The sequence below is a fragment of the Streptomyces sp. genome, from assembly GCF_031178505.1.
Taxonomy (GTDB): Bacteria; Actinomycetota; Actinomycetes; order Streptomycetales; family Streptomycetaceae; genus Streptomyces; species Streptomyces gulbargensis.
In genome coordinates, this window is record NZ_JAPSIW010000651.1 from 1 (window position 1) to 4,029 (window position 4,029).

The 4,029-nt window shown below is 72.9% G+C and carries 2 protein-coding genes and 1 riboswitch; of the genes, one reads left to right on the top strand and one right to left on the bottom strand.

Translation table 11 applies throughout. The features are described 5' to 3' along the window. Window positions 1–273: 273 nt before the first annotated feature. On the bottom strand, window positions 274–3,159 hold the full coding sequence (gcvP, locus tag RIF68_RS29820) for an aminomethyl-transferring glycine dehydrogenase (RefSeq protein WP_309054395.1): 2,886 nt from the start codon (window positions 3,157–3,159) through the stop codon (window positions 274–276). Window positions 3,160–3,338: 179 nt separating this feature from the next. Further along, window positions 3,339–3,439: riboswitch (glycine riboswitch) on the bottom strand. 113 nt (window positions 3,440–3,552) lie between these two features. Here gcvP and RIF68_RS29825 point away from each other — a divergent pair. Then, window positions 3,553–3,927, top strand: coding sequence for a PRC-barrel domain-containing protein (locus tag RIF68_RS29825; protein WP_309054396.1), 375 nt, complete (start codon window positions 3,553–3,555; stop codon window positions 3,925–3,927). Window positions 3,928–4,029: the final 102 nt, after the last annotated feature.

Genomic DNA, 4,029 nt, shown 5'->3' on the forward strand with positions numbered 1-4,029 from the left:
ACGCCGGTTCCGGCAGGCCGGAGCCGGACGGAGCATGAGGAAGCGGGCCCCCCGCCGCGGGGGGGCCCCCGCCCGGGGGCGGCGGCGGGGGTGGGGGCCCCCCCGGGGCCGGGGGGGCCGCCACCCCCCCCCGGGGGCGGGGCGCGCCCCCCCGGCCCCCCCCAACCAGGGGCCGGTCCACGCCCCCCGCCTGCCCGCGCCCGGGGGGCAACCGGCGGGGGGCCGGCCCGGAGAACTCTCCGGGCCGGCCCTCGGCCGTGCGAGCCGCGAGGCTCAGTTGTCGTACTCGTCCAGCGGCGGGCAGGAGCAGACCAGGTTGCGGTCACCGAAGGCGCCGTCGATCCGGCGCACCGGCGGCCAGTACTTGTCCGCGGCCGAGACGCCGGCCGGGAAGACGGCCTCGTCGCGGGTGTAGGGGTGGGTCCACTCGCCGCCCAGCGCGGCCGCGGTGTGCGGCGCGTTGTGCAGCGGATTGTCGTCCGCCGGCCACACACCGGAGGCCACCTTCTCGATCTCGGCCCGAATCGCGATCATCGTGTCGCAGAAGCGGTCGAGCTCGGTCAGGTCCTCGGACTCGGTGGGCTCGATCATCAGCGTGCCGGCGACCGGGAAGGACATCGTCGGCGCGTGGAAGCCGTAGTCGATCAGCCGCTTGGCGATGTCGTCGACGCTGACCCCGGTCGCCTTGGAGAGCGGGCGCAGGTCCACGATGCACTCGTGGGCGACCAGTCCGGCCGGACCGGTGTAGAGCACCGGGTAGTGCGGCTCCAGGCGCTTGGCGATGTAGTTCGCCGCGAGGACGGCGACCTGCGTGGCGCGCTTGAGGCCCTCGCCGCCCATGAGGCGGACGTACGACCAGGAGATCGGCAGGATGCCGGCGGAACCCCACGGGGCGGCCGAGATCGGGCCGACGCCGGTCTCCGGACCCGCGGTGGGCTGGAGCGGGTGGTTGGGCAGGTACGGGGCCAGGTGCTCGCGCACCGCGACGGGGCCGACGCCCGGGCCGCCGCCGCCGTGCGGGATGCAGAAGGTCTTGTGCAGGTTCAGGTGCGAGACGTCGCCGCCGAACTTGCCCGGCTTCGCGAGGCCGACCAGCGCGTTGAGGTTGGCGCCGTCGACGTACACCTGGCCGCCGGCCTCGTGCACCTCGGCGCAGATGTCCGCGACGTGCTCCTCGAAGACGCCGTGCGTCGACGGGTAGGTGATCATCAGGACGGACAGCTCGTCGCGGTACTGCGCGATCTTGGCGCGCAGGTCCTCGACGTCGACCTCGCCGTCGTCGGCGGTCCTGACGACGACGACCTTCATGCCGGCCATCACGGCGGAGGCGGCGTTGGTGCCGTGCGCGGAGGAGGGGATGAGGCAGACCGTGCGCTGCTCGTCGCCGTTGGCGCGGTGGTAGGCGCGAACCGCGAGGAGACCCGCGAGCTCGCCCTGCGAGCCGGCGTTCGGCTGGAGGGACACCTTGTCGTAGCCGGTGACCTCGGCGAGGCGCTCCTCCAGCTCGGTGATGAGCGTGAGGTAGCCCTGCGCCTGCTCGACCGGGGCGAAGGGGTGGATCTGGCCGAACTCGGGCCAGGTCACCGACTCCATCTCGGTCGTCGCGTTGAGCTTCATGGTGCAGGAGCCCAGCGGGATCATGCCGCGGTCGAGCGCGTAGTCGCGGTCGGCCAGCCTGCGCAGGTAGCGCAGCATCGAGGTCTCGGAGCGGTGCGCGTGGAAGACCGGGTGGGTCAGGTACGCGTCGGAGCGCAGCGCGTCGGCCGGCAGCGCGTTCTCGGTGACCGCGTCGAGCGCCTCGACATCGGCGGTGACGCCGAAGGCGCCCCACACGGCGGCGAGCTGGGCGCGGGTGGTGGTCTCGTCGCAGGACATCGACACGTGGTCGGCGTCGACGCGGTACAGGTTGACACCGGCCTCGCGGGCCGCGGCCACGACCGCGTCGGCGCGGCCCGGGACGCGGGCGGTCAGGGTGTCGAAGAAGGCGCCCTGGACCAGCTCCACGCCTCCGGCGCGCAGACCGGCGGCGAGGATCGCGGCGTACCGGTGGGTGCGCTCGGCGATCTGCTTGAGACCGTCCGGACCGTGGTAGACGGCGTACATGCCGGCCATGACGGCGAGCAGGACCTGGGCGGTGCAGATGTTGCTGGTGGCCTTCTCGCGGCGGATGTGCTGCTCGCGGGTCTGGAGGGCCAGGCGGTAGGCGCGGTTGCCGTCGGCGTCGACGGAGACGCCGACGAGACGGCCGGGAAGGGAGCGGGCGTGCTTGTCCTGGACGGCCATGTAGCCGGCGTGCGGCCCGCCGAAGCCCATCGGCACGCCGAAGCGCTGGGTGGTGCCGACGGCGATGTCGGCGCCGAGGGAGCCGGGCGAGGCGAGCAGCGTGAGGGCGAGCAGGTCGGCGGCGACGGTGACGATCGCGCCGAGCTCATGGGCCTGGTCGATGACCGGCTTGATGTCCCGTACGGCACCGGAGGCGCCAGGGTACTGCAGCAGCACGCCGAAGACGCCGCGCTCGGCGATCTCGGCCGGGATGCCGGCGGACAGGTCGGTGACGACGACCTCGACCCCGGTCGGTTCGGCCCGGGTCCGGATGACCGCGATGGTCTGCGGCAGGGCGTCGGCGTCGACGACGAAGACGCCGTTCTTGACCTTGCCCACGCGCCGCGAGAGCGCCATCGCCTCGGCGGCGGCGGTGCTCTCGTCGAGGAGGGAGGCGCCCGAGGTGGGCAGACCGGTCAGGTCGGCGACCATGGTCTGGAAGTTCAGCAGGGCCTCCAGGCGGCCCTGGGAGATCTCCGGCTGGTACGGGGTGTAGGCCGTGTACCAGGCGGGGTTCTCCATCACGTTCCGCAGGATCACCGGCGGGGTGAAGGTCCCGTAGTAACCGAGACCGATCATCGGGGCGAGGACCTGGTTGCGGTCGGCGAGGTCGCGCAGCTCGGCGAGGACCTCGGCCTCCGTCCGGGCACCGGGCAGACCCAGCGCCTCGGCGTTCTTGATCACGTCCGGCACCGCGGCGGCGGTGAGCTCGTCCAGCGAGCCGTAGCCGACCTGGGCGAGCATCTTGGCGCGCGCCTCGGCGTCGGGGCCGATGTGCCGCTGCTCGAAGGGAATGCCCTGCTCGAGCTCGGAGAGCGGGGTGCGGTTGGCGGTCATGTGCGGGGGCCTCCTGGTCGTCACGACCTGCGAGGGGCACCACGGCGCGGGTGCCCGGACGGCCTCCCCCTCTGTCATCTCAACCTGAGAGCTTCACCGGCGCGCCACGCGGGCATGCCGGCTTTCACCGTCGGTGAGAGCGGATGCCGTCGGACTCCCGCTCTGCTTTCCAGAGTGACCTCGTCCGCGCGGTACAGGGGCCTGAGAGATTCCGGGGAGGATTTGCTCCTTCGGCGCCACCGGAAAGTTTTTCTCCGGGGGACTCTCCCGCACGGGGTCGACAGCCACAGCCAGCCTACCAGCGCCGTTGTGGCGCCCATCGCTCAAGTGGCCGACATCCCGGATGTGCACTTTCGTAGGGGTGTGGAGCAGTTGCGACCAGTTGGAGGGACCGTGCAGACCGACATCGATCCGCGCAGCCTGATCGGCCGCAAGGCGTACGACCGGAACGGACACAGAATCGGGACGGTGGACGAGGTGTACCTGGACGACGCGACCGGCGTCCCGGAGTGGGCCGCCGTCCGCACGGGTCTCTTCAGCCGGGACGCCTTCGTCCCCCTGGCGCCGAGCGAACTGGTCGACGACGGGCTCCACGTCCCGTACGAGCGGGCGCTGATCAAGGACGCCCCCGACTTCGGCGTCGGCCGGCACCTCTCCCCCGAGCAGGAACTCCAGCTCTACCGCCACTACAGCCTCGCCCTGCCGCCCCCGCCCGAGGACGCCCCGGATACGGACTTCGGGCGCCTGGCGGGCCAGGACGGCCCCTGAAAGAGCCGCACACCGGTGTCGGGGCGCCCGGGCGTACGTCCGGGGGCCGGGCGGCGCGTCAGGCCGCCGCTCCGCCGCCCGCCGCCTCCGAACGCTCCGGGC

Bases quoted from the DNA above. Each gene is read 5' to 3' on its own strand.
- gcvP (WP_309054395.1), bottom strand. From the start codon at position 3,159: ATGACCGCCAACCGCACCCCGCTCTCCGAGCTCGAGCAGGGCATTCCC.